Genomic DNA, 24,034 nt, shown 5'->3' with positions numbered 1-24,034 from the left:
AGCCGACAGAGCTGACATCGCCGCTGCAGGCTGACATCGCCACTGCAGCACGACGACACCGCCTGCCCCGGCATGTGAAACGCTGGGCAGGCGGTGTCGTTTCACTGTGCGAGCCGACGTGGCAACATGAGACCGACCAACGAACTTCAAGGGAGCATTCGTGAGCGGAAATTCCGACACCTGGCCGAGTGAACCGAGCAACGCGCCTCGCGTGCCGTCGATTCCGCTGTCGGACGCCAATCTCGGCCCGACCGGTGAGCCGACCATCGGCAACCTCGTCAAGGACGCCACGGCCAGCGCCTCCACCCTGTTCCGCGCCGAGATCGCGCTCGCCAAGTCCGAGCTGATCCGCGAAGCCAAGAAGGCGGGAGCGGGCAGCGGATTGATGGTCGTCGCCGCCGTGCTGCTCCTCTACGCGAGCCTGTTCTTCTTCGTCTTCCTCGGCTTCCTGCTGGCCTTGTGGCTGCCCGAGTGGGCGGCCTTCGGCATCGTCTTCCTCCTGCTGCTGGTCGTCTCGATCGTGTTGATCCTGGTCGGGTACCTGTTCTTCAAACGGTTGAAGGCTCCAGAAAAGACCATCGAATCGGTGAACGAACTCAGCTCGGTGATCCCCGGGCGCGGCGATTCCACGGGCGGCATGGCGCACCCACAGATTCCGCCTGCCCGCGACCCGCTCAGTCGCTGACCGCCGTCCCCCGAGTTGACTAGTCCTCCTGATCCGACGCTCGTCCGATTCGACGGACCCTGGCGGCATTTCGACGTCCGCGCGAACGGTCTGCGCTTCCACGCCGTGGAGACGCAGCGGTTCGTCGCCGACCGGCCGCTGGTCTTGCTGTTGCACGGCTTCGGCGAGTTCTGGTGGTCATGGCGCAACCAGCTCGAGGCCCTCACCGACGCGGGTTACCGTGCCGTCGCCGTCGATCTGCGCGGCTACGGAGACTCCGACAAGCCTCCCCGCGGCTACGACGGTTGGACCCTGGCCGGCGACACGCACGCCCTGATCCGGGCGCTCGGCCACTCGACGGCGGCCCTCGTCGGGCATGCGGACGGCGGACTCGTGTGCTGGGCGACGGCGACCCTGCATCCCGCGGTCGTGAGCCGCGTCGCCGTGCTCTCGTCCCCACACCCCCGCGCGCTGAAACACGGAGTGCTCCGCAACGCCGAGGAACGGTCGGCGTTCCTCGGCCCGTTCCTGCACAATCAGTTGCCGCGACTCGGCGAACGCCGCCTCACCGTCGATGACGGCGCGTTCATCGCCGAGTACTTCCGCGAACGGTCGGGGGCGGCGTGGCGTCAGACCGACGATTTCGCCGAAGCCGTCTCCCGCAATCGGATGGCGATCCAGATCCCGGGCGTCGCGCATTGCAGCCTCGAATACCGTCGGTGGGCGTTCCGTTCACAGTTCCGCACGGACGGCTGGCGCTTCATGGACCTCATGAACAAGCGGCTGCGCATTCCGGTCCTCGCCGTCCGCGGGCGCGACGACGCGTACATCCTCGACTCCGTGATGGCCGGCAGCCGCCGATGGGCGTCGACCATGGACTACCGCATGGTCTCCGGTGCCGGCCACTTCGCGCACCAGGAGAAGCCCGACGAATTCAACGCGCTGCTGCTGGAGCTGCTGTCGGGCCCGTGACGGCGGTCAGGACTGCACGCACTGCTGCGTGCTCACCGCCGCGTTGTTCTGCTCCGACGACGCCAGGTCCTTCTGCACCTGCTGCGCGGTGAGGACGAAGCCGGTGTCGTCGGTGGGGTCCTGGGCCGCACCGAAGACCACCCCGAGCACCTCGCCGTTCGGCGCGATCATCGGACCTCCCGAGTTGCCGGACCGGATGTCGCCGCGAACGGTGTACACCTCGCGCTCCACCTTCGTCGGGCTCTGGAAGATGTCGGCGCCGCGCAGATCCACCACGCTGCGCACCCGCAGCGGAGTGACCGTGAACGGGCCGTTCTCCGGGTAGCCGAGCGCGATCGCGTCGTCGCCGGTGGACGCCTGGTCCGTCGCGAACGTCAACGCAGGCGCCCGGAGTCCCGGGACGTCGAGCACGGCGATGTCGTTCCGCGGATTGAACCAGACCACGCTCGCCTCGAGGGTTCGGCCGCCGACCGTCTCCACGCTGACCGTGTCGGTGCCCGCGACGACATGCGCGTTGGTCATGACGCGCTCGGGCGAGACGACGAAGCCGCTTCCCTCCAGCGCCTGGCCGCAGCTGTGGGCGACGCCGGTGATCTTGATGACGCTGCGACGCGCGGACTGCACGCCCGGCTGGTCGGCCAAGGCCGGATCGGGAGCGCCGACGGTGGCGACGCTGGTCTGGCCGAACGGTCCGATGACCTCCTTGAGGCCTGAGCTCTCGACCAGGTCGGTGAACTCGTTCGGCAGGTCGCGCACCCATTGCGGAGCCACCCGGTCGACGGTCTGAATCACTCGGGAACTGTCCACGGCCGAGGCGATCCGCAGCTGATCGGAACTGCGTATCGGGGAGGCCAGCAGCCACGCAGCGATGATGATCGCCACCACCTGCAAGGCCGAGCCCACCCAGCTGTCCGCCCGGCGCAGCCACGGAGAATGGATGCTGCTGCGCACGGCCCTTCCGAGCACCATGCCCGCCAGCTCGCCGATCACCACCAGCAGGACGATCAGCATGATTCCGAGGACCAGTCGCAGACGTTGGTCGTCGACCCGCTCCATGATGACTGGCGCCAGCAGTATCCCGGCGACCGCGCCGAGCACCACGCCGAAGAACGCGAGGGCCGACGCCGCAGCCCCCTGGCGATAACCGCTCAGACCCGCGAGCAGCGCCACCACGAGGATCGCCAAGTCGACCCACAACGATCCGCTCATCGATCTCCATTCGGGGAGGCAGTTGATTCTCCGCCGGGCAGCGGGTCCTCGAAGCCGGACACTTGACGACCGCCGGTCTCAGCGATCATCCGCTCCAGCGGGCGAACGTCATCGGCGTCCCAGGGAACATCCCAGCCGGCCGCCTCGCTGATCGCGGCGATCAGTCCACCGGTGAAACCCCAGACCAACATCCCCTCGTGGAGGAATGCGGGCCCCTTGTAGACGGGTACCCCCGCGACCGATCGGCTGACTTGGAAACGGTTCTCGGGCGACAGGAGTTCCCGAAGATTCGCGCGACTGACTCGGGCCGTCTCCCCGTGGTCGACGGCGTACACGTGACTGGGACGCGACCAGTGCGCCAGAACGGGGTGCACTTCGAAGCCCGACGGGACGGGGAAGGCCGGAAGATTGGCCAGCACATCGACGCCGTCGTCGACCAGACCGGTCTCCTCGTTCGCCTCCCGCATCGCGGTGCCGACCGGATAGTCATCGCCCGGGTCGCGGCTGCCGCCGGGGAACGCCACCTGGCCGCTGTGCGTGCGCAGGGTGGCGGCTCGCTCGGTCAACAGGATGTCGGCATCGAACGGGAGTCCGCCGGGCGACGTCGGGTCGGCGTCGAACGCCCCCGACACCAGAACCAGCACCGCAGCGCGCCGCTGTGCCTGAAAGGCTGCGGCCAGACGTGCCCGTCCGCCACCCCGGTTGAGGACCTTCTCGTTGACGACGTACGGATCGTCGGTGACGGCGCGCAGCCAGGGCGGGACCTCGTCGCGGTTCACCAGCGCGCCGATCGGCACCTGCGACCTCACGACGCCACCGCCACGTCGACGCCGAGGTTCTCGCGCACCGCATCGGCGATCTGCTGTTCGGAGTAGAAGACCTGCGGGAGCACCTTGGCGATGGTGCCGTCGGCACGGACCAGGATGGTCGACGGGAAGATCCGGGGCGCGCCGAGCGCCTTGGCGATCGTGCCCTGTGGATCGGTGACCACCGGCACCTGCACGCCCACCTCCGCCAGGAACTTCAGGACGAAGACCTGGTTGTCGCCGCCCTCCCGCGCGTGGACGGCGAGCACGTTGAGTCGCTCGCCCGCACTCTGCGAGAACTGGTCGAACAGCGGCATCTCCTTGCGACACGGCAGACACCACACCGCCCACATGTTGATCACCAGCGGCTTCCCCGCCGTGGCTGCGCCGAGATCCAGCGGTGCGCCGGTCTGCATGCAGGGAACGGTGACCCCGGTCAGCGCAGAGCCGGGCGCCGCCGGGCCGGTGCCGGCCGGGCACGACCGCAGTGCGGCGTCGGCCCGCAGGCTGCGCATCTCGTCGTCACTGACCGGCGGGAGGGTCGGGGACTCGGTGGCGGAGGTCGGCGACGACGCCTGGTCATCACTGGACCCGTTGCGCGGCCACAGCGCCACGATCATCGCGACCGCGATGACGACGAAGACGATCGTCGCGCGTGCCGCAGGCTCCTTCAGAAACTTCACTCAGTCACTCCAGCAAGTCGGAGCAGGTGCTCGGTCTCCGGTCCCTTGACCAGAGCCGCCGCCTGCCCCTTGTCGGTCGGCCCCTCCCCGTACGACGGGCAGTCCTTCGCCAGGACGCAGACGCCGCACGCCGGTTTACGGGCATGGCACACGCGTCGTCCGTGGAAGATGATGCGATGCGAGAGATCGGTCCAGTCACGTTTGACGAAGAGCTCGCCGATCTCCCGCTCCACCTTGACCGGGTCGGTCTCCTGCGTCCAATCCCACCGACGGACCAGCCGTCCGAAATGGGTGTCGACCGTGATTCCGGGAACGCCGAAGGCGTTGCCGAGCACCACGTTCGCTGTCTTCCGGCCGAAACCGGGAAGAGTGACGAGATCGGTGAGGTTGCCGGGCACCTCGCCGTCGAACCGGGTGACGAGCGCCTGGCCGAGGCCCATGATCGAGTTCGCCTTGTTCCGATAGAACCCGGTGGAGCGGATCATCTCCTCGAGTTCGGTCCGGTCGGCCTCCGCGTAGGAGCGTGCGTCGGGGTACTTCGCGAACAGCGCGGGCGTCACCTGGTTCACGCGCACGTCGGTGCACTGTGCCGACAGAATGGTCGCGACGGACAGTTCCAGCGGCGTGGTGAAGTCCAGTTCGCAGTAGACGTGCGGGAACGCGACCTGCAGCGATCGGTTCATCCGCCGAGCACGCCGAACCAGTCCCAACCTGGTCTCTTCCTTGCGTCGTTCCACAACTGACCAGATTAGCCGTCGCCCCTGGCACGATGCCGCACCGCGCACGACCCGGTCAGCGAACATGCAGGTCACAACTCGGTGACGACCGCCGTCTCAGTTTGGTGGACACCCCGCCGCGAGGTGTTAACTGTTGATCATGCAAGGACTGGCCGGACTACTCTTCCCCGCTGTGCTGATGCTTTTCGCCATCGCGATGGACAAGGTTCAGAACAGCCTCGACCGGCTGTCTGTGAGCCGCGCACACGTCGAAGAGTTCCTGGCCGACGCCGACGTCAGCAATCTGGCCAAGGACGGCCTGCCTTCGGCGCTCGACGAGCTCCGGACCCGTCGTACCCGGCTGATTCCCGAGACTGACGAGGACGTCGCCGTCACCCGAGCGTCCTGAGGTCAGCTCCGAACGTCGTCGCCGGAAGTCCGACAAGTCACGTACGACGCGCGGTAGTTGCCTCCTAATGCGAACAGTGATCAATCCAACATCTATGATTTTTCACGTAGTCTTTGTCACTGGACGCGGCGAATGTAACGAGAGAGGTTCTTTAGGTGGAAGAAGTACTAGCACGGGCAGGGATATTCCAGGGCGTAGAGCCCACTGCCGTAGCTGCTCTCGCGAAAGAACTTCAGCCGGTCGAGTTTCCACGCGGCCATGTGATCTTCCACGAGGGCGAGCCCGGCGATCGGCTCTACATCATCCTGACCGGCAAGGTGAAGCTCGGACGGCGTTCGCCGGACGGTCGTGAGAACCTGCTGACGATCATGGGACCGTCGGACATGTTCGGTGAGCTGTCGATCTTCGACCCCGGTCCCCGCACCTCGTCGGCGACGACGGTCACCGAGGTCCGCGCGGTCACGATGGACCGCGATGCACTGCGCAAGTGGATCAAGGACCGTCCGGAGATCGCCGAGCAGCTGCTGCGCGTCCTGGCCCGTCGACTGCGACGCACCAACAACAACCTCGCCGACCTGATCTTCACCGACGTGCCCGGTCGCGTCGCGAAGCAGCTCCTGCAGCTGGCGCAGCGTTTCGGCACGCAGGAGGGCGGCGCACTGCGCGTCACCCACGACCTGACCCAGGAAGAGATCGCTCAGCTGGTCGGCGCCTCGCGGGAGACCGTCAACAAGGCGCTCGCCGACTTCGCCCAGCGCGGTTGGCTGCGCCTCGAGGGCAAGAGCGTGCTCATCGCCGACTCCGAGCGCCTGGCACGTCGCGCGCGGTAACGTCGCGCGCCGTTTTCGACAAAACTCGGCCCCCACGCTGGTCGAGTAGTCGGGGGACGTAGTCACACGACGTATCGAGACCACGGGAGTTGGGCTGGGGGCTTCAAGCACTCAGCCCGGGTTCCGTGGTCTCGACCGACGCCTCGGCCTTCGGCCTCGCAAGTCGGCTCGACCTGACGCTCCGCGTCACAGTTCGCGGAGGTACTCCAGCTGGGCCTTCACTGACATCTTCGCGGCGGGCCAGAGCTTCTTGTCCACGTCGCGGTAGACCGTCTTCACGACCTTCATCGGTTTCGCGGACTTCGGCGAGACGCCGAGTTCGTCTAACGCGTCGACGATCTGCTGCAGCCGCTCCTCGCGGTGCGACTTGTAATAACGGGCGATCGGGCCCAACTCGGGATGATCGGGGCCGTGAGCGGGGAGGAGCGCCGCGTCGGACGCCTCGACGATCAACCGGTTCAACGAGTTGAAGTAGTCGGCCAGAGTGCCGTCGGTGGGATCGAGGACGGTGGTGCCGAAACCGAGGATGGTGTCGCCGCTGAGCAGTGCGCGCCGACCTTCCCACTCCACCAGGAAACTCGTCGAATCGCCGGTGTGACCGGGCGTGTGGAGCACGGTGATCTGCAGTCCGGCGGCCTCAATCACTTCGCGGTCACGGAAGCGCGGCGCACGCGAGGAGTACTTGTCGGTGTACGCGCGCTGCGGGGCGCCGGTCAGCTTGCGGAACTTCTTGCACGCACCAACGTGGTCGTGATGGCGGTGGCTGATCAACACCAATTCCACATCGCCCGCGTGCTGCGCGACCGTGCGAACGTGCTTGCCGTGCTTCGCCGGGCCCGGATCGACGACCACTGACGTCGACGATCCGGGAGCGCGCAGAATCCAGGTGTTGGTGCCGTCGAGCTCGAACGAGCCCGGGTTGTCGCACAGCACCACCGACGCGAACGGCGTCACCTCACGCAACACACCGTAGGCGGGGTGAACGGGTTTCGCAGAGTCGGTGTCGGGAGTCTTGCCAGAAGCGTCGAGAGCCATTCACCAAGCCTACTCACCTGGTCGGCAGGCTTCAGACCACCAGTGGGGCGAGCAGCCGGATCGCGTAGTCACGAACGGAGTCGAGATCGGCGACGTCGAATCGTCGGGACTGAATCTGTGTCAGCGACAACGCGATCCGCACGAAGTGCTCGGACACCAAGGCGAGGTCGTCGTCCGGCATCGTGGCACCCGTGTGCCGAAGGGTGGCGGCGATCGCGGCACTGGCCGCCTCCAAGAAGGCGCCCGCGCCCCGCGACGCCCGACTCACGAGCACCTCCGTGAGGTCGGGCTCCTCCAGGAACAGCCGCCGGACCAGCGGGTCACTGGACACCATCCGTGCGCATTCGACGAACGCCTCCACGACGGCGTCCTGCGGCGACAGGTCGCGGACGGCGTGGGCCAACCGTTCCAGGGTGTCCATCGAGATGCCCTCGCCGACGGCGGCGAGGAGCGCGTCCTTGTTCGGGAACCGCCGGTACAGCGTGCTGCGCGACACGCCCGCACCGCGCGCGACCGTGTCCATGCTCGCGCGCCGCACACCGACATCGGTGAATTCGCGTCGAGCAGCGGCCAGAATCTCCGCCTCCTGCTCCTCCGGCGCCGCCGTGGTCCGCAACCGCGGACCGGATCCGTCCGTCACGGCGTCAGTTCACCTGGACGACGATCTCCACCTCGACGGGGACGCCGAGCGGAAGTTCGGCGACACCGACCGCCGAGCGCGCGTGCACACCCGCGTCGCCGAAGATCTCGCCGAGAAGGTCTGAGGCGCCGTTGACCACGCCGGGCTGCCCGGTGAACCCCGGCGCGGACGCGACGAAGCCGGTGACCTTGACCACCCGCACAACCGAGTCGATGCCGACCTCGGCGTGCACCGCGGCCAGCGCGTTGAGGGCGCAGAGTCGCGCTGCTTCCTGCGCCCGTGCGGGAGTAACGATGCCTTCGGCGCCGTCGGACACCTTCCCGGTGACCGTCACCTCACCGCCGGCGACGGGGATCTGACCGGACGTGTACACCAGGTCCCCGACCCGCAGTGCCGGTGTGTAACTGCCGACCGGCGCCACCACGGCCGGGAGTTCGATACCGAGCTCGGCCAGCCGCGTCGACCACTGTCCGCTCATCGAATCAGGCCTTCACACGCTTGAGGTACGCCACGTGCTGTTCACCGGTCGGACCGGGCAGAACGCTGACCAGTTCCCAGCCGTCGGCGCCCCATTGGTCGAGGATCTGTTTGGTCGCGTGCGTGAGCAGCGGAACGGTGACGTATTCCCATGCGGTGACTTCACTCATGACGCCAACCTTATCGGTTATCTTCGGGCGCAGGAGACACGGTGGATAAGGTGATCGACGTGGTCAACGAAGTTCTGAAGAACGGCCCGGGGGCGTGGCCCGCCGAAGCACGCGATGCACGATTGCATTTCGTGTCCGGCAAGGGTGGAACCGGGAAGACGACGGTGGCGGCGGCCCTGGCGCTGACCCTCGCCTCAGCAGGCAAGAAGGTCCTGCTCGTCGAGTGCGAGGAACGGCAGGCCATCGCCGGACTCTTCGACGTCCCGCCGCTTCCGCCCACCGACACGCAGCTCGTCGCGATGGAAGGCGGCGGCACCGTCTGGGCGTTGGCCCTGCAGATCGAGTTCGCCCTCCTGGAATACCTCGACATGTTCTACAACCTCGGTTTCGCCGGTCGCGCCATCAAGAAGGTCGGTGCCATCGACTTCGTGACGACCGTCGCTCCCGGGCTCAAGGACGTCCTGGTGACCGGCAAGATCAAGGAGCGGGTGATCGCGACCGACAAGCGGGGCGCGCGCCTGTACGACGCGATCGTCGTCGACGCGCCGCCGACCGGCCGGATCGGCAACTTCCTTGATGTCACGACCGCCATGCGCGACCTCGCCAAGAGCGGGCCCATCCGCAACCAGTCCGAAGGCGTGGCGGCTCTGCTGCACTCTCCTGAGACGATGGTGCATCTGTGCACGCTCCTCGAAGCGATGCCGGTGCAGGAGACGATCGAAGCCGTCGCCGAACTGCGCGACAAGGGACTGCACGTCGGCGCCGTCATCATCAATCGAGCGAATCCGGCGTACCTTCCGGATGCGGAGTCGGACGCGATCGCCGAGGGCGACATCGACTCGGCTCGCATCGAGAAGAGTCTGGCCGACGTCGGCGTGCGCCTGTCCGACGACGATCTCGCCGGCCTCCTGACCGAGACCATCGACTACGCGTCCCGGCTGCAGGCGCAGCAGATCGCGCGCGCTGAACTCGATGAGGTCGACACGGCGCAGGTGGAGTTGCCCACCGTCGAGAACGGTGTCGATCTCGGTGCGCTCTACGAATTGTCCGCCGTTCTGAAGAAGGCAGGTGCGTGAGGCATGCCCGATCTGAAGATGGGATCCGTGCTCGCTGATCCGGCCACCCGCGTGGTGGTCTGCTGCGGTTCGGGCGGTGTCGGCAAGACCACCACCGCCGCGGCGATGGCGTTGCACGCCGCCGAGAACGGACGCAACGTCGCCGTGCTGACGATCGACCCCGCACGGCGGCTGGCGCAGTCGCTGGGGATGACCGAATTGACCAACGAGCCGCAGCCGGTCCCGCTCGAGCGGGCCGGCGAACCCGGCGTCGGCACGCTCGACGCGATGATGCTCGACATGCGACGCACCTTCGACGACATGGTGATCGAGCACTCGACACCCGAACGCGCCGAGTCGATCATGAACAACAGCTTCTATCAGACCGTCGCGTCGTCGTTCTCCGGCACGCAGGAGTACATGGCGATGGAGAAGCTGAGTCGACTCCTGGACCAGAACCGCTGGGACCTGATCGTGGTCGACACGCCGCCGTCCCGGAATGCCCTCGACTTCCTCGACGCACCGCAGCGACTCGGCTCGTTCCTGTCCGGTCGGCTGATGAAGATGCTGGTCGGCGGCGGCCGCGGCGTCGGTCGCATGGTGACCGGGGCGATGAGCCTGGCGATGCGCGGCATCTCGACGATCATCGGTGGGGAGATCCTCCGCGACGTCGCCAATTTCGTACAATCGCTGGACTCGATGTTCGGTGGCTTCCAGGAACGCGCCAACCGCACCTACGAACTGTTGAAGCAGCCCGGAACCGAGTTCGTCGTGATCGCTGCACCCGAGGCGGACGCCCTGCGCGAGGCGTCGTTCTTCGTCGAGCGACTGGCCAAGGACTCGATGCCGCTGACCGGCCTCATCGTCAACCGGACGCATCCGACGCTGACGTCGATGTCCGCGGCAGCCGCGGAGACCGCGCTCGCCACCGTCGACGACGACCTGACGCGCGGAGCGCTGCAGGTCCACGTGGAACGTGCTGCGACGGCCAAGCGCGAAGTGCACCTGCTGCAACGGTTCACCTCGTCGCACCCGAGTGTGCCGCTCGTCGGCGTCCCCGCCCTGCCGTTCGAGGTGGCCGACGTCGTCGCGCTACGCGCCGTCGCCGAACAGATCGTCAGCCGCGGCTAGGACACCGGTCCGGCGCGACACGCCCGAGAGATGACGAAACAGGCCCGGCATCTGCCGGGCCTGCGTTGTCATCAGTTGGTGTTGCGTACCGCGCCGAGACGCTGGCGACGGCGCTGTGCTTCAAAGAAGTCAGACCACGAGGTGACTTCGGGATGTTGACGGAGGAGCGCGCGTCGCTGGCGCTCGGTCATTCCGCCCCAGACACCGAACTCGACCCGATTGTCGAGTGCGTCGGCCCCGCACTCGAGTTGTACCGGGCAGTGCCTGCAAATTGTCGCGGCCTTCCGCTGAGCTGCTCCGCGGACGAACAGATCGTCCGGGTCACCTCCACGACAACGAGCTTGGGCGACCCAAGCCAGTCGAGCTTCTGAATCAACGGTGGACAACGGCGCCAGAGTCATTACGAAATCCCGCCTTTCACAAACCCATCGACATGCCCGTGGTGCGGCGCATGCATAAGATCTTTCTGTGATGCATACCTACTATCGAGTTCTTTTGTTAGGTAACTCACGTCTCCAATCTATTGAGGGACCCCATACAGCGCAAGTCGGTGGGATACCGTGCGACCGCTTCGTTACCCCGAAATCCACATTGCCGCAGGTCGCTTCCCCGCTCGCTCAGGAATCACACGTATCCTGACGGTCGTGCGCAAGACTTCGAACCTCGCAGGCCTCGCCCTCGCCATCGTGATGGCGGCAGTCCTCGTGGCCGGACTGCTCTTCCCCATCGCCACTGGCGTCGGCGTCCTCTCGAACCGAGCGGCCGCCACGATGGAGAACTCGTCGTCCGAGCTGCTGAGCGGCACGCTCCCCGAAGTCACCACGGTGACCGACGCGAACGGCAAGCCCATCGCGCTGCTGTTCGATCAGTACCGCTATCAGGTCGGGTACAACGACATCTCGCAGGACATGATTCGCGCGATCATCTCGATCGAGGACAGGCGCTTCCTGGAGCACGACGGCGTCGACTGGAAGGGCACAATCCGCGCCGCCCTCAAGAACTCGTCGTCGGGCGAGGTCCAGCAGGGCGCGTCGACGCTGGACCAGCAGTACATCAAGAACTATCAGTTGTTGGTGCTGGCACGGACCGAGGCCGAGCGCGAAGCCGCCGTCGAGACCACGCCCGCCCGCAAGCTCCGCGAAGTTCGGATGGCATTGACACTGGAGCAGACGCTCACCGATCAGGCCATGCGCGAGAAGGGGCTCGACAAGGCGGCCGCCAAGCAGGACGCGAAGAAGCAGATCGTCACCCGCTATCTGAACGTGGTTCCGTTCGGCAACAACGCGTACGGAATCGAAGCCGCAGCCCAGACCTACTTCGGGCACCCCGCCAAAGATCTGACCGTCGAGCAGTCGGCGATGCTCGCGGGCATGGTGCAGTCGAGTTCGGGACTGAACCCGTACACCGATCCGCAGGCCACCCTCGCGCGGCGAAACACGGTGCTCGACAGCATGATCAGCAACTTCCCCGACCGCAAGGCCGAGTTGGAGGCCGCGAAGAAGAAGCCGCTCGGCGTCCTGCCGTCGCCGCGAACGCCCACGCAGGGCTGCATCGCGGCGGGCAATGACGGCTTCTTCTGCGACTACGTGCTGCAGTACTTGGCGGACAACGGGATTCCCCGCGCACAGGTGATGCGCGGCGGCTACCTGATCCGCACCACGCTCAACCCCGAGGTGCAGGCGACCGCGGTCCGCGCCGCCAAGCGGCAGAACTCGCCGAACACCGACGGCATCGCGACGGTCATGAACATCATTGCGCCGGGCAAGAACTCGCACGACGTGTTGGCGATGACGTCGAGCCGTGACTACGGCCTCGACGCGAAGAAGAACGAGACCGTTCAGCCGCAGCCGTTCTCGATGGTGGGCGACGGCGCGGGCTCGGTCTTCAAGCTGTTCACCACCGCCGCCGCGATGGAGAAAGGGCTCGGCACCGGCAGCGTGCTCTCGATCCCGTCCAACGTCGCCGTGTACGGCATGGGCGACAGTAACGGCGCCTTCGGCTGTCCGGTCAACGCCTACTGCGTGAAGAACGCGGGCGCCTACCCGCCCGCCGCGTCGGTGACGCAAGCGCTGGCGACCTCGCCGAACACCACCTTCGTCCAGCTGCTGCAGCAGGTCGGCGTGAAACCGGCGGTCGACATGGCGGTCCGACTCGGCCTGCGGTCGTACAACCAGCCCAACACGTCGGGCGTCGGCGAGCAGAGCCTCGCCGAGTACATCAAGAAGGGCAACTTCGGCTCGTTCACCCTCGGCCCGTTCGCGGTCAACGACCTCGAGCTCTCGAACGTCGCCGCGACCCTCGCCTCGGGTGGTGTCTGGTGCCCGCCGAACCCGATCCAGTCCATCCAACAGGTCAAGCGCGACCCGTACGGCAACCCGGTGCGCACCAAGGACGGTCAGATCGCGATGATGAACGTCGCGTTCAACCCGCCGAAGTGCGAGCAGGTCGTCGACGCCGGACTGGCGAATACCCTCGCCAATGCGATGAGTGAGGACGACAAGGGCGGCGGCACGTCGGCAGGCGCCGCAGGCTCGGTCGGCTGGACGCTTCCGGTCTCGGGCAAGACCGGCACCACCGAGGCGCACCGCTCGTCGGCTTTCCTCGGCTTCACCAACCGCCTGGCCGCCGCGGTCTACACCTACAACGACGGTTCGCACCCGTCCGGCATCTGCACCAGCCCCCTGCGCCAGTGCTACGACGGCGATCTGTACGGCGGTATGGAACCCGCCCGCACCTGGTATTCGGCCATGCTGCCGATCGCCACGAAGTTCGGTCCGGTGAATCTGCCTCCCAAGGATCCGCAGTACGTGGCCGGCAGTGATCGCGGACGGATCCCGCAGGTCAGCGGGCTGCCGGCAAGCCAGGCCACAGCACGACTGCAGGAGGCGGGGTTCAAGGTCAACGAACTGGAGGTCGACAGTTCGCGACCGAAGGGCACCGTGGTGTTCACCGCGCCGTCGGACAGCGCCATGCCGGGCAGCACCATCGCCATGTACGTGAGCAACGGTCGCGGCCAGTCGTCCGGCGAGGGCGACAGCAAACCGGCCGAGAAGACGATCGAGGTGCCCGGAGTCGGTCCGGTCGTGATCGAGGTGCCCAGCGACTGACTCGACGGGCACGGGCGAGACGGGACCGTAGTCGGTCGCGACGCGTACCCTGTGGGACATGGTTTCGGTTCCTGGATTCGGCCTTCCGTCCCCGCGTGACTCGTCCGCTCTCGTTCGCGTCGCAGCCGGTACCGCCGGAGCGGCCGCTGCGGGCCTCGTCTATTCGACGATGATCGAGCGGAACGCTTTCACCCTGCGGCATGCGACGCTGCCGGTGCTCGAGGTGGGGTCGTCGCCCTTGCGGGTGCTACATCTCAGCGACATCCACATGATGCCGAACCAGCACCTCAAACGCGCGTGGATCGCCGAGCTGGAACGGTTGGAACCGGATCTGGTGATCAACACCGGCGACAACCTGGCCCACCCGAGCGCCGTCCCGGCCGTCGTGCAGTCGCTCGGCGGACTGCTGGCCCGTCCGGGCCTGTTCGTCTTCGGCTCCAACGACTACTTCGGCCCCAAGCCCAAGAACCCGCTGAAGTATTTCAAGAAGAACCACAAGCGCACTCACGGCCAGCCGCTGCCCTGGCAGGACCTGCGCGCCGCGTTCACCGAGCGGGGCTGGCTCGATGCCACGCACACCATCCGCGAGATCGAGGTCGGCAACGTGCGCGTGGTCGCGGCGGGCGTCGACGATCCGCACATCGAGCGTGATCGCTACGAGGCCATCGCGGGACGGCCGAACCCGCTCGCGCAACTGCGGCTGGGGCTCACCCATTCGCCGGAGCCACGGGTGCTGGACTCGTTCGCGGAGGACGGCTACGACCTCGTGCTCGCCGGCCACACGCACGGCGGCCAGCTGTGCGTTCCCGGGTACGGCGCGCTCGTCACCAACTGCCATATCGACCGGTCCCGCGTGAAGGGCGTCTCCAACTGGGGATCGACCATGAAGCTGCACGTCAGCGCAGGCCTCGGCACGTCACCGTACGCGCCTGCCCGCTTCGCCTGCCGCCCGGAGGCGTCGTTGCTCACGCTGACGCCGGTCTCGCACGGCGGCGACGACAGCCGCGAAGACCAGTCGCTCCCCCAGTTGGCGGGGCAGCTGAGCTGAACGGGGTGCCGACCAGCCGCGAACTGATGCTCGCCGGCGAGCTCTATCCCGACGGCGACCCGGAGCTCGTGGAACTGCGCAAGGCCTGCGGGCGGATGCTCGATCGTTTCAACGCGGCGCCGGCCGATGCCGACGCCGAACGCAACGCGATCCTGCGCGAGCTCCTCGCCGGCATCGGCGAGGGCAGTTGGATCATGCCGCGTTTCCAGTGCGACTACGGCGTGCACGTGACCATCGGCGCCAACAGTTTTCTGAACTACGACGCGATCCTGCTCGACTGCGCCCCCATCACCATCGGCGACGACTGCTCGATCGGACCACGCGTCCAGCTGCTCACCGCGCTGCATCCGATGGACGATCATCAGGCACGACGCGCGCGCTGGGAGTCGGCGGCACCCATCGTGATCGGCGACAACGTGTGGTTCGGCGGCGGGGTGATCGTCTGCCCCGGTGTCACGATCGGCCGCAACACCGTCGTCGGCGCGGGCAGTGTCGTGGTTCGCGACCTCCCCGATCACGTCTTCGCCGCAGGCAATCCGGCCCGTGTCATCCGGTCGCTGCCGGTCGAGGAGCCGCGTCCGGCGGCGGCCGACTGAGACACGCCTCACCTCGCGCGTCATCACGACCCCGATTACCGACAAAACCATAGTCTTTGTTACGTTTGCCTAACCTGCGTAATGAGAGGCTTACTTCATGTTGTCCCGCTTTCGTCGCGGCAGTGCCGTCGCAGCAGCGATCCTCGCTGCCGGCCTGACGCTCACCGCCTGCTCCACCACGTCCGACGATGAGACGTCCGCATCCGGCGAGAAGATCACCATCGCCACCAACACCGGTGACGTGGAGGTCACTACGAACCCCGAGCGGGTCGTGGTCCTCGACAACACCGCCGCGGAGACCGTCAAGGCGTTCGGTGTCACCCCGGTCGCCATCCCCAAGCAATTGCTCCAGACCGACGAGCTCGAGGACTGGACCGACAACGACGACATCAAGGACGTCGGTACGCACAACGAGCCGAGGTTCGATGTCATCGAGGACGTCGAACCCGATCTGATCATCGGCGGATACCGCTTCAGCAAGTACAACGACGACCTCAAGAAGGTCGCCGACTCGGCCGACGCCACGTTCATCGACATCGCTGCGAGCGACGACGCCGAGGGCGGCCGCGTCGCCGCGATGATCCGCCAGACCGAGATCCTCGGCAAGATCTTCAACAAGCAGGACGAGGCCAAGCAGATCGTCGACGACTTCCAGGCGAAGCTCGACGCGGCCAAGGGCGCGGCGACCGGTCAGAGCGTCTTCCTCGCCGTCGTCAGCGGCGGAAAGATCGACAACGGTGCCAAGCGCATCAGCCCCCTGACCGATCCGCTGGACGTCAAGGACGTCTTCGCGGGCGGGGGCGGCGACCTGCACCAGAACTCGGGCCTGACCCCCGAGGCCATCGCGCAGGCGAACCCCGAGTGGGTCATCGTGATGGATCGCGATGCCGCCGTGGAGCCGTCGAACGGCGAGGAGGCCAAGCCTGCTGCGCAGGTCTTCGCCGCGCAGGAGGCGTTCAAGGGCACGACCTTCGCGGACAAGAACCAGATCATCTACCTCGATCCGCAGTTCTACCTGCGTGAAGGCATCCAGTGCTACGGCGACAACTATCAGGCGATCGCTGACGCGATGGGCAAGAAATAGCTCCCCGTTGTGAACATGTCTACCGTGACGACGACCCGGGCCGGAAGTTCCACAGCTTCCGGCCCGGGTCGGTTCGTCCTTCCCGTCGCCGCGCTCGCGTGCGTGGTCCTCGTGTTCGCGTCGCTGATGGTCGGCGAGTACCACATCACCGTCGCAGGCCTGCTGTCCGGTGACTCGGAGATGTGGCGGATGTTCCTCATCTCGCGGGTGCCGCGCACCCTGGCGCTGGTCTTCGCCGGTCTGGCGATGAGCTTCTCCGGCGTCATCATGCAGCGCCTGACGCAGAACCGGTTCGTGGAGCCGACCACCGCGGGCACCGCCGAATGGGCGGGGCTCGGCGTGCTGCTGTGCTTCCTTTATCTCCCCGGAGCGTCACCGCTGGTGCGCATGGTCATCGCGACCACCTCCGCGTTCATCGGCACCGTGATCTTCCTCGGCATCATCAACCGGATCCGCGCCCGGAAGACGGCGATCGTTCCCCTGGTCGGTCTGATGCTCGGCGCCGTGATCGGCGCGGTGACGACGTACATCGCGGTGCAGGAGAACATGCTGCAGGCCGTCGTCTCGTGGCGGTCGGGCGGGTTCTCGCACATCGTCCGCGGCTTCTATGAGCCGCTGTGGGCCGTCCTCGCGGTCGCGGTCGCGACCTATCTGCTCGCCAACTACTTCACCATCGCCGGGTTGGGGCGCGACGTCGCGACCAGCCTCGGACTCAACTACGGCCGCACGCTCGGCATCGGTGTCACGATGGTCGCGCTCGCCACGGGCGTCACCAGCGTCGTCGTCGGTTTCATCCCGTTCCTGGGCCTGGTGGTCCCGAACATCGTGAGCATGCTCCGCGGCGACGACATGCGGAAGAACCTGCCGTGGATCGGCGTCGTCGCCACCGTCCTGATCATCGGCTGCGATCTGATCGGCCGCGTCGTCGTGCGCCCCATGGAGATCCCGACATCGGTGATCATGGGCGTCATCGGCGCCGTCACCTTCCTCGCCATCATCTTCTCCGGGAGGTTCCGTGGCAGTCTCTGACGCCTCCGCCGCCCCGTCGCTCGACGCCGGCCGTAGCCGCCGCGTCTCGTGGCGGGCCCGTCTGGCCATCGCCGCCGCCATCGCAGGCGGCGCCGTCGCCGCGTATCTGCTCCTGCGAACCGGTGCCGACGACGCTCTGAAGTGGGATTTCCGTTTCGGACCGTCGTTCGAACGTCGGCTGCGCACCGTCGCGGCGATCGTGCTCGCCGCCTTCTGCCAGGGCGTGGCGACCGTGCTGTTCCATTCGGTCACGCACAACCGCATCCTGACGCCGTCGATCATCGGACTCGACGCCCTCTACGTGCTGATTCAGACGGTCGGCGTCGCGATCGTCGGAGCGCGCTTCGTCGACAACAGCGACAGCCTGCTGCAGTTCCTCCTGCAGACCGCGGGCATGGTGTTGTTCGCCGGGCTCCTGTACCGGTGGATGTTCTCGGGTCGGTTCTCCAGTCTGTTCCTCCTCCTGCTCGCCGGCGTCGTCATCGGTCTCGCCTTCCGAGCGATGTCGGAGTTCCTGCAGCGGTTGATCTCCCCGTCCGACTTCGACGCCCTGCAGATCAAACTCTTCGGTCGGCTGGGGTCGGTGAACACCGATCTGCTGCCGATCGCCGCGGTGATCTGTCTCGTCGTCGGCGTGATCGTCTGGCGGCGTCGACACATCCTCGACGTCCTGCTTCTCGGCCGCGAGAGCGCCACCAGCCTCGGCGTCGACCACAAGCGCGAGCTGACGCTCGCCCTCGTGCTGATCGCCGTGCTGATCTCGGTGTCCACCGCGCTCGTCGGTCCGCTGACGTTCTTCGGCTTCATCGTCGCGACGCTCGCCTACCAACTGGCGGGCGACTGGCGGCACCGGGCCACGCTGCCGATGTCGGTGCTGATCGGCATCTTCACCCTCGCGGCCGGTCAGTTCATCATCCACAACGTCTTCTACGCGGCGGGCACGCTCACCGTCATCATCGAGTTCTGCGGCGGCGCCGCGTTCCTCGCGATCCTTCTTCTACGAAAGGGCAACCTGTGATCGAGTTCGCCGACCTCACGAAGTCGTACGGCGACGCCACCGTCCTCGGACCGGTGTCGGGCGCCTTTCCTCGCGGCGGCGTCACCGCCCTCGTCGGTCCCAACGGTGCCGGAAAGTCGACGCTGTTGACCATCGTGGGCCGCTTGGTCGACGCCACCGCGGGCACCGCGATGCTCGACGGGCGCCCGGTGTCGTCGTACAAGCCCGCTGAGTTCGCCCGGCGGCTGGCGATCCTCCGGCAGGAGAACGGGGTCAACGCCCGTCTGTCGGTCCGCGACCTGGTCGCGTTCGGCCGGTTCCCGCACAGCCGCGGCCGCCTCACCGAGGAGGACGCCATGAAGGTGGACGAGGCCATCGGCTTCCTCGGCCTCGAGGACCTGGCCGACCGGTATCTCGACGAGCTCTCCGGCGGTCAGCGGCAGCGCGCGTACGTCGCGATGACGCTGGCCCAGGACACCGATGTGCTGCTGTTGGACGAGCCGCTCAACAACCTCGACATGCGCCACCAGGTGCGAATGATGAGCAGGCTGCGCCGCGCCGCCGACGAACTCGACAAGACGATCATCGTCGTCGTGCACGACCTCAACTTCGCGGCCGCGTACGCCGACCGCATCGTCGTGCTGCGCGAAGGCGACGTCGTGGCCAGCGGCACGCCCGCCGAGATCATGAACTCCGACCTGCTCACCGAGATCTTCCAGACCACGGTGCACGTCCACGTCCTCGACGGCATCCCCGTCGCGGTGTACGCGGGCCTCCCGGCCACGACCGCCGCGTCCGCGTCGTAGCGGATCGCCGCCCACGACTTCGCGTCAGTCTGAGGTCGGGGCACGAGGCGGCCCGGCGGATACGAGGAGGCCCCCGGTTCGCATTTCTGCCAGCATCGTTGCGCGAGACGCTACTCGCCTAGATGATTGATTCCCGGTGACTGCCGTCCCCACGGTGGTCGAGTGCAGCACGCAGTTATCGAGACCGTCGTGAGTTCCGCTGGAATCCCGGGCTTTCCGCCGCCATGTGTGGTGATCTCAGTTACTGCTCCGACGGAGATCTTGAGCCGCAGCCGTCTCCATGGTGGGAAGCGGTGGTCGTCGGCGAGGCCTCGTCCGGCCGATCCCTGCTGAGAACTGCTCGCTCAGGCGCTTCCGACGGAATATTGCCGTCGGAGGCCGCTGAGCACGCAGTTTATAGCGCGTTGTGGCAGTAGGCGGAGCGCGGCGCGGCGATATCAGGTCGAACGCAGGCATCGCGCGACGTGGCACCAGTTCGTTTTATTTTCATACGTCTTCGTGACGCCGACTGCAGCGACCTCCACTATCTCCGGTCAGCGGGAATCAACCCTTCGCACGCCTGGGCAGAGGCCATCAAGGCTGTTGAAGCACTGTTGATCCCAATCGTGATACCCAATGATTCGAAACCGAAGCAGACGCTCGGTCGGGTTCTCGGGTCCTGCGCGCGAATGACGGCAACAAATGGCGCGGGAGACTTCCCTGCAAGGACAAGGACCACCCGGTTGCTCCCGTCGTCGGAGCGCTAGAGCTCCTGTGGCCGAACCCTGATCGCCACGGCGAGCAAGAACCGAGACGACCGAGCGTGGAGGAGTCGCGATCCGTTGTCGCGATAGCGGCTGCGTTGATCCAAGCGCACCGCGAGACACCACTCGTCACCGGGGATTAACGAATCGCCGTTGTTCCCAGCAATGAAAGTCGCGCCATGGGAGCCGTACGCCCGCGGGCAGTCTCGACCCGAGCACTAGCTACGCCCGGACGAAATATCTATTGGCCTTTTAGCCCTCACAATCCGAGATTGAGGCACGAGGCCGCCCGGCGGATACGAGGAGGCCCCGGTTCGCATTTCTGCGATCCGGGGGCCTCTACTGCTTCTCAACCAAAGCGTCGGGGTAGCGGGATTCGAACCCACGACCTCTTCGTCCCGAACGAAGCGCGCTACCAAGCTGCGCCATACCCCGCTGGTCTAGCCTGCAATAGCCTACAACGAAGGTGGCGAAAGTATTAAATCGGCTGGTCAGGAGGATTTTTCGAGAGCGTCGGCGCTGATCGATCCGTCGGCGATCGCCGCAACCAGGCGCGAATGGTCGCCTTCGTTGATTCGGCTGTATTCGACGGCGAAGTCGGCGATCGCGTTGTCGAACGATTTGCCCGCGTCGGCGAGGTACGCGGCGATCTCGGCGCGGGCCCCTGTCCGCGCGTGCGCCTGCGCCAGGACCTCGCCGCACAGCCGCCCGTAGTACTTCATGCCTTCCGGGGCCAGCGCCTCCACGACCACCGACCCCTTGCCGTCACGGAGCTGCCGGACGTAGAAGTCGGTGTTCTGCTGCCCTTCGAAGGCCAGTTGCTGCACCCAGCCGAGGAGGATGTCACTGGAGGCCTGCAGCAGTCGCTGCCCGTCGATGACCCGCACGGCCTGGTTCTCGTACTCGTAGCCCGGCACGTACTGCGCGAGGACCGACGCCGAGGCCTCCTTCATCTGAAGGAACAACGGGTCGCCGACGTGACTACCGCCGAACAGCGCAATCCAGCATCGGGTGCCGACGCTGCCGACCCCGACGACCTTTCGTGCGGCCTCGATGAACGAGTACTGCGAGAACAGCGCGGCGACATGACTGGGAAGCGTCTCGCGATAGCGTTCGAAACCTGCGGTGAAGGCCGCGGCGAGCTGATCGGCGCCCATGTCCGGCATGATCTCGGCCGCGGGCACCAGGAGCGGCGGGTCGCTCTTGATGTGCGCACCGGTCAGGTCGAAGTCGCAGAGCTTCTCCAGCGCCTGCACGCTGTCGCGGTGCCTCGCCTTCTCCAGGTTCTTCTGCGTCGCGGCCGAGGATGCGGTGTCGAAGCGGTCGCCGATCTCGGCGACCACCGCGTCGGCGTCCACCCGTGCATACCAGCATTCGAGGGCGGTCTTCTCCGCGCTCGCCACCATCGTCTTGCGGTAGTTCTTCGCCGCGTGCCGGGCGGCGGTGCGGACCGACTTCTCGTCGAAGCCGTTGGCCTGCGAGGCGATGGTCATGCTGGCCGCCAACCGCTTCACGTCCCATTCGAAGGGCCCGGGGTGAGTCTCGTCGAAGTCGTTGAGGTCGAAGACCATGGTGCGCTCGGGCGACCGGAACAGTCCGAAATTGCTCAGGTGCGCATCACCGCACAGCGTGGTCACGATCCCGCTGTTCGGAGTGGCCGCGAGATCCGAGGCCATCACCGCAGCGGCACCGCGGAAGAAGGTGAAGGCGGTCGCCGCCATCCGGTCATGGCGCACGGGCACCAGCTCGGCCAGCCGGGTCCGGTCCTGATCGCCCAGGATCGTCAGTGCATCGGTCCGGTCCGCACTCTCGGGGACCGCAGCCAGTTGATCGACGGGCAGTGCCATGTCGCTCCCTCTACTGGTACGAGATGAACCAGGGCGTCGGGGCGACGCGCATGGTCCGCTTCGGCGAGAACATCGGCTTGTCCTCGGTGAAGAAATTCTTCCACCCCAACCACGTTCGCGACGGCAAACCCTCCACGATGCGGTTCCAGGTGAACATCTTGACGCTCGGAATGCCGTGACCGTCCGCATGGATCACGAACGCCAGCTCGTCGCGCCGCGTGTCGATCTTGGATCGGTCGCCGAGCATGTCGGCGTCGAACTGATGCAGGACGAACGCCTTCTGCGGCAACCGGTGCTTCGCCACCAGATCGGCCAGCCAGGACGACGTCCGATTGACCTCCGCGGGCGCGACCGAGCCGATCTGCGTGAGGTGGACCTGGTTCGGCTTCAACCGCCACTCCGGATCCAACGCCAGACCGACGTGCGGCTGACGCAGGAGGTCGCGAAACATCTTGGCCTGAGTGAGGAAGTCCATCCGCCCGGGTTGCAGGTCGAGCGTCACGTACACCCCGGCCTTGCGGGCGGCGTCGACCCAGGGACGGACGGCGTCGACGTCGAGCACCGACGAGTAGTCGCCGCTCGGTCCCGGTGCAGCCGACGCGACCGACACGATGATCTCGAACCCCGGCACCACCGGTACCGGCGACAGCCGGTCGTAGCGGGCGGCGAGCTTCTTGACGCGCGCAATCGACGCCGGGATGCTCTGGCGCCCCACGGGTCCGAGCTCGGGCGCGCCGGGCGAACCGTAGAGCGCGATCACCCGACGCCCGGGGAACATCACCTGGCCGCCGCCGGGCAGTTCCGGGACGGTGCGGGCCAACTCGATGCGTCGCATCACCTGCGCGCGATCGCCGAATCCCGCGCCGAACACCCGGACCGGAGCGTCGGGACGTTCTTTCAGCAGTCGGATCGCCTCGCCGGACACCCGCGGATCGGGCGCGGGCATCGCGACGGTAGCGGCACCCGACGCTTTCGCGGTCGCAATCGCATCGGGGCCTGCCGCCGACACCAGCACGATGGCGCCGGTTCCCTTCCCCGCGGCGGCTTCACCCGCCAAGGCGCTCGGGTCGTCGGTGACCGCGACGCCCAGGTCACCGACGTCGTCGCCGACGCGGACGGCACGCGCGACGCCGAGGCGGCGCAGTTCCGTCGAGACGGCCTCCGCCGTGTCGGGCGCGATGCGGAACATCGGCACGCGATTGTCGATCGCGAGGTCGGCGGCGTCGGCTGTCGTGGACGAATCCGCCGACTGGGCGACGACCACCGCGACGGGCGCCGAGTCGAACAGCGTCCGACTCGCCAGCACGGCATCGGGCACGTCGGCATCGTCGATGGAATCGACCGACGCCGCGGGGAGCACGCTCACCTGCCGGGGTACGGCGACCACGGAAACGGCCGATGCAGCGACCAGTGCGATCACGAGGATGCCGATGACGGCTGTCGAGATCCACCGGACGCGCACCGGGTAGCGGTGCCTGCGGGTCACTCCTGGTCTGCCTCCGCGGACTCGTACGACTCCGCGAACGAGACGCGCGGGGTCGTCAGGGCGGCGTAACCGGCGAGCGCCAGAAACACCACGGCGGCCACGCCGAAGCCGATGGCCAGCACGATGGCCGCGGCCCAGGCCACGACGCTGGCGGTGCTGGAGTTCCCGTCGAGCAGCAGGACACCCGCTGTCGACAGGACGGCACCCAGCAGCGCCCACGCCGCGGCCCGGAAGCGCGGCCCGACGGCACGGGTGTAGAACAGTCGCTCGTAGACGGCGGTCTCGAACTCGTCGACGGCGGCCAGCCGAACAGCGTCCGTGCCCGCCAACTCCCGCAACCGCACAGCGAGGTCGGCGTCGTTCCGCAACACCGACGTCTCGTGCTGGCGGTACCGAACGTAGGCGATGGTCGCGACGGTGGCCGCCAGGACTGCGATGGCGGCGACGATGGCCCAGTTACTCACGAGGATTCACCGTACCGGGCCACGTGCCCG

General features: G+C 66.9%; 25 protein-coding genes and 1 tRNA gene. 13 read left to right on the top strand and 13 right to left on the bottom strand.

What is annotated here, in order from left to right; genetic code table 11:
* Positions 1-160: 160 nt before the first annotated feature.
* Both GH2_RS18730 and GH2_RS18725 read left to right on the top strand, forming a co-directional pair.
* Positions 161-685, top strand: a complete 525-nt coding sequence (locus GH2_RS18730; protein WP_066171667.1) for a phage holin family protein — start codon at positions 161-163, stop codon at positions 683-685.
* A gap of 15 nt (positions 686-700) precedes the next feature.
* Positions 701-1,636, top strand: a complete 936-nt coding sequence (locus tag GH2_RS18725; RefSeq protein WP_066171664.1) for an alpha/beta fold hydrolase — start codon at positions 701-703, stop codon at positions 1,634-1,636.
* 6 nt (positions 1,637-1,642) lie between these two features.
* Here GH2_RS18725 and GH2_RS18720 read toward each other — a convergent pair whose 3' ends face one another.
* From GH2_RS18720 to nth, 4 genes are read right to left on the bottom strand one after another with little or no spacing between them, the layout of a single operon-like run.
* Positions 1,643-2,845: a MarP family serine protease gene (locus tag GH2_RS18720; RefSeq protein ID WP_066171660.1), complete on the bottom strand. Its 1,203-nt coding sequence runs from the start codon at positions 2,843-2,845 to the stop codon at positions 1,643-1,645.
* Positions 2,842-3,654, bottom strand: coding sequence for an NUDIX hydrolase (locus GH2_RS18715; protein WP_244885428.1), 813 nt, complete (start codon positions 3,652-3,654; stop codon positions 2,842-2,844). The genes GH2_RS18720 and GH2_RS18715 overlap by 4 nt, the downstream gene beginning before the upstream one ends.
* Positions 3,651-4,334 carry a TlpA family protein disulfide reductase gene (locus GH2_RS18710; RefSeq protein ID WP_066171657.1) on the bottom strand — a complete coding sequence of 228 codons (684 nt, stop codon included), beginning with the start codon at positions 4,332-4,334 and terminating at the stop codon, positions 3,651-3,653. Before GH2_RS18710 ends, GH2_RS18715 begins: the two co-directional genes overlap by 4 nt.
* Positions 4,331-5,017, bottom strand: a complete 687-nt coding sequence (gene nth / locus GH2_RS18705) for an endonuclease III (RefSeq protein ID WP_239588932.1) — start codon at positions 5,015-5,017, stop codon at positions 4,331-4,333. The genes GH2_RS18710 and nth overlap by 4 nt, the downstream gene beginning before the upstream one ends.
* 193 nt (positions 5,018-5,210) lie before the next feature.
* On the opposite strand from nth, the gene GH2_RS18700 reads away from it, so the two are divergent.
* Positions 5,211-5,459 (top strand): hypothetical protein, encoded by a 249-nt coding sequence (locus tag GH2_RS18700; RefSeq protein WP_066171653.1) that lies wholly within the window; start codon positions 5,211-5,213, stop codon positions 5,457-5,459.
* A 155-nt stretch (positions 5,460-5,614) separates the two neighbouring features.
* The gene (locus tag GH2_RS18695) at positions 5,615-6,289 is read left to right on the top strand and encodes a Crp/Fnr family transcriptional regulator (RefSeq protein WP_066171649.1); all 675 of its coding nucleotides are present in this window, start codon (positions 5,615-5,617) and stop codon (positions 6,287-6,289) included.
* Positions 6,290-6,475: 186 nt separating this feature from the next.
* Here GH2_RS18695 and GH2_RS18690 read toward each other — a convergent pair whose 3' ends face one another.
* The 4 genes from GH2_RS18690 to sp36 are packed head-to-tail and all read right to left on the bottom strand — an operon-like array spanning position 6,476 to position 8,611.
* The gene (locus GH2_RS18690; protein ID WP_066171645.1) at positions 6,476-7,324 is read right to left on the bottom strand and encodes an MBL fold metallo-hydrolase; all 849 of its coding nucleotides are present in this window, start codon (positions 7,322-7,324) and stop codon (positions 6,476-6,478) included.
* Positions 7,325-7,355: 31 nt separating this feature from the next.
* Positions 7,356-7,964, bottom strand: a complete 609-nt coding sequence (locus tag GH2_RS18685) for a TetR/AcrR family transcriptional regulator (RefSeq protein WP_066171642.1) — start codon at positions 7,962-7,964, stop codon at positions 7,356-7,358.
* 4 nt (positions 7,965-7,968) lie between these two features.
* Positions 7,969-8,442 carry a RidA family protein gene (locus GH2_RS18680; protein ID WP_066171638.1) on the bottom strand — a complete coding sequence of 158 codons (474 nt, stop codon included), beginning with the start codon at positions 8,440-8,442 and terminating at the stop codon, positions 7,969-7,971.
* A gap of 4 nt (positions 8,443-8,446) precedes the next feature.
* Positions 8,447-8,611 carry a Sp36 family protein gene (gene sp36, locus GH2_RS21710; RefSeq protein WP_157086146.1) on the bottom strand — a complete coding sequence of 55 codons (165 nt, stop codon included), beginning with the start codon at positions 8,609-8,611 and terminating at the stop codon, positions 8,447-8,449.
* A 50-nt stretch (positions 8,612-8,661) separates the two neighbouring features.
* Between sp36 and bagA the strand changes: the two genes are divergently transcribed.
* Entirely contained in the window at positions 8,662-9,687 is a 1,026-nt protein-coding gene (gene bagA / locus GH2_RS18675; RefSeq protein ID WP_084247624.1) for an ATPase BagA, read from the top strand.
* Between the two features lie 3 nt (positions 9,688-9,690).
* Positions 9,691-10,797, top strand: coding sequence for an ArsA family ATPase (gene bagB / locus GH2_RS18670; protein WP_066171633.1), 1,107 nt, complete (start codon positions 9,691-9,693; stop codon positions 10,795-10,797).
* A 71-nt stretch (positions 10,798-10,868) separates the two neighbouring features.
* Here bagB and GH2_RS21430 read toward each other — a convergent pair whose 3' ends face one another.
* A complete protein-coding gene (locus GH2_RS21430) occupies positions 10,869-11,198 on the bottom strand; it encodes a WhiB family transcriptional regulator (RefSeq protein ID WP_084247623.1) in 330 nt (109 codons plus the stop codon).
* 288 nt (positions 11,199-11,486) lie between these two features.
* On the opposite strand from GH2_RS21430, the gene GH2_RS18660 reads away from it, so the two are divergent.
* From GH2_RS18660 to GH2_RS18630, 7 genes are all read left to right on the top strand, one after another.
* A complete protein-coding gene (locus GH2_RS18660; RefSeq protein WP_066171740.1) occupies positions 11,487-13,904 on the top strand; it encodes a penicillin-binding protein in 2,418 nt (805 codons plus the stop codon).
* A 58-nt stretch (positions 13,905-13,962) separates the two neighbouring features.
* Complete coding sequence (locus tag GH2_RS18655; protein ID WP_066171627.1) at positions 13,963-14,952, top strand: metallophosphoesterase; 990 nt, start codon at positions 13,963-13,965, stop codon at positions 14,950-14,952.
* A 5-nt stretch (positions 14,953-14,957) separates the two neighbouring features.
* Complete coding sequence (locus GH2_RS18650; RefSeq protein WP_157086145.1) at positions 14,958-15,548, top strand: sugar O-acetyltransferase; 591 nt, start codon at positions 14,958-14,960, stop codon at positions 15,546-15,548.
* 97 nt (positions 15,549-15,645) lie between these two features.
* Positions 15,646-16,632: a siderophore ABC transporter substrate-binding protein gene (locus GH2_RS18645; RefSeq protein WP_066171624.1), complete on the top strand. Its 987-nt coding sequence runs from the start codon at positions 15,646-15,648 to the stop codon at positions 16,630-16,632.
* A 24-nt stretch (positions 16,633-16,656) separates the two neighbouring features.
* Positions 16,657-17,661 (top strand): ABC transporter permease, encoded by a 1,005-nt coding sequence (locus GH2_RS18640; protein ID WP_066171623.1) that lies wholly within the window; start codon positions 16,657-16,659, stop codon positions 17,659-17,661.
* Positions 17,648-18,679, top strand: a complete 1,032-nt coding sequence (locus GH2_RS18635) for an iron chelate uptake ABC transporter family permease subunit (protein WP_084247621.1) — start codon at positions 17,648-17,650, stop codon at positions 18,677-18,679. Before GH2_RS18640 ends, GH2_RS18635 begins: the two co-directional genes overlap by 14 nt.
* A complete protein-coding gene (locus GH2_RS18630; RefSeq protein ID WP_066171620.1) occupies positions 18,676-19,464 on the top strand; it encodes an iron ABC transporter ATP-binding protein in 789 nt (262 codons plus the stop codon). The genes GH2_RS18635 and GH2_RS18630 overlap by 4 nt, the downstream gene beginning before the upstream one ends.
* Positions 19,465-20,568: 1,104 nt before the next feature.
* Here the strand turns inward: GH2_RS18630 and GH2_RS18625 are convergent.
* The 4 genes from GH2_RS18625 to GH2_RS18610 form a co-directional block, all read right to left on the bottom strand.
* Positions 20,569-20,642, bottom strand: a tRNA-Pro gene (locus GH2_RS18625).
* Positions 20,643-20,698: 56 nt separating this feature from the next.
* Positions 20,699-22,054 carry a DUF2252 domain-containing protein gene (locus GH2_RS18620; protein WP_066171617.1) on the bottom strand — a complete coding sequence of 452 codons (1,356 nt, stop codon included), beginning with the start codon at positions 22,052-22,054 and terminating at the stop codon, positions 20,699-20,701.
* A gap of 10 nt (positions 22,055-22,064) precedes the next feature.
* Positions 22,065-23,540, bottom strand: a complete 1,476-nt coding sequence (locus tag GH2_RS18615; protein ID WP_244885427.1) for a hypothetical protein — start codon at positions 23,538-23,540, stop codon at positions 22,065-22,067.
* Complete coding sequence (locus GH2_RS18610) at positions 23,537-24,004, bottom strand: hypothetical protein (protein ID WP_066171616.1); 468 nt, start codon at positions 24,002-24,004, stop codon at positions 23,537-23,539. Before GH2_RS18610 ends, GH2_RS18615 begins: the two co-directional genes overlap by 4 nt.
* Between the last annotated feature and the right edge of the window lie 30 nt (positions 24,005-24,034).

Source organism: Gordonia hydrophobica NBRC 16057 (assembly GCF_001592365.1).
Lineage (GTDB): Bacteria > Actinomycetota > Actinomycetes > Mycobacteriales > Mycobacteriaceae > Gordonia > Gordonia hydrophobica.
The sequence above is the reverse complement of the archived record's forward strand: the minus strand, read 5'-3'. Positions and strand labels throughout refer to the sequence as shown.

What these genes read in the sequence shown, in the direction of transcription:
- GH2_RS18720 (WP_066171660.1), bottom strand. Translation starts at nt 2,845, where the DNA reads ATGAGCGGATCGTTGTGGGTCGACTTGGCGATCCTCGTGGTGGCGCTG.
- nth (WP_239588932.1), bottom strand. Translation starts at nt 5,017, where the DNA reads ATGAACCGATCGCTGCAGGTCGCGTTCCCGCACGTCTACTGCGAACTG.
- GH2_RS18700 (WP_066171653.1), top strand. Translation starts at nt 5,211, where the DNA reads ATGCAAGGACTGGCCGGACTACTCTTCCCCGCTGTGCTGATGCTTTTC.
- GH2_RS18690 (WP_066171645.1), bottom strand. Translation starts at nt 7,324, where the DNA reads ATGGCTCTCGACGCTTCTGGCAAGACTCCCGACACCGACTCTGCGAAA.
- GH2_RS18680 (WP_066171638.1), bottom strand. Translation starts at nt 8,442, where the DNA reads ATGAGCGGACAGTGGTCGACGCGGCTGGCCGAGCTCGGTATCGAACTC.
- sp36 (WP_157086146.1), bottom strand. Translation starts at nt 8,611, where the DNA reads ATGAGTGAAGTCACCGCATGGGAATACGTCACCGTTCCGCTGCTCACG.
- bagB (WP_066171633.1), top strand. Translation starts at nt 9,691, where the DNA reads ATGCCCGATCTGAAGATGGGATCCGTGCTCGCTGATCCGGCCACCCGC.
- GH2_RS21430 (WP_084247623.1), bottom strand. Translation starts at nt 11,198, where the DNA reads ATGACTCTGGCGCCGTTGTCCACCGTTGATTCAGAAGCTCGACTGGCT.
- GH2_RS18660 (WP_066171740.1), top strand. Translation starts at nt 11,487, where the DNA reads ATGGCGGCAGTCCTCGTGGCCGGACTGCTCTTCCCCATCGCCACTGGC.
- GH2_RS18655 (WP_066171627.1), top strand. Translation starts at nt 13,963, where the DNA reads ATGGTTTCGGTTCCTGGATTCGGCCTTCCGTCCCCGCGTGACTCGTCC.
- GH2_RS18645 (WP_066171624.1), top strand. Translation starts at nt 15,646, where the DNA reads ATGTTGTCCCGCTTTCGTCGCGGCAGTGCCGTCGCAGCAGCGATCCTC.
- GH2_RS18620 (WP_066171617.1), bottom strand. Translation starts at nt 22,054, where the DNA reads ATGGCACTGCCCGTCGATCAACTGGCTGCGGTCCCCGAGAGTGCGGAC.